1 protein-coding gene is annotated in these 510 nt (G+C 34.3%); it reads left to right on the top strand.

Annotated elements, in window-relative coordinates; genetic code table 11:
• Positions 1-132, top strand: a 132-nt coding sequence (locus ACFIO3_RS15685) for a DHHA1 domain-containing protein (RefSeq protein WP_375704843.1), incomplete at its 5' end; no start/stop codon positions are given.
• Between the last annotated feature and the right edge of the window lie 378 nt (positions 133-510).

Genomic DNA, 510 nt, shown 5'->3' with positions numbered 1-510 from the left:
CGTATTCTTTCAGTTGTGCTTGGTGGTCGAGGTGGTGGTGGTCGTCCTGATATGGCGCAGGCTGGTGGTCCTGAGGGTAACAAGGCTGGTGAGGCATTTGCAGCACTAAAAGATTTTCTTGAAAAAATTTAAAAAGCAAAATCTTTTCTCATTGGTGTTTTTTACATTTTTATGTTGGATTGGTGTATAAGTATCACGAGTATCTGTCCGATGTCTTGTTGAAATCCAGATATAGCGTAATGGGGGCTTATACAAAATCAGTAAAGATAAAAACAGTTTTTATCTTTATCATCACTGTTTCATTTGATTTTATGTTTTTCAAGAGTTTCGGGAGTTACCTTTCAAAATAAGAAAGATTATGCAGCATTTTACACTTTGCTTTGTAGTATATTTTTACGAAGAAGAGCAGTCATTGTGTGGCTCTTACAGATTCTTTTTAAAGAAACATCTCTATCCTATTTTATAAAAAGGAATATCGCATAAATTTAAAGAGGTATATTAATGTCTGAT

This window comes from Bartonella sp. AD328YNZD (assembly GCF_042196425.1).
The sequence above is the reverse complement of the archived record's forward strand: the minus strand, read 5'-3'. Positions and strand labels throughout refer to the sequence as shown.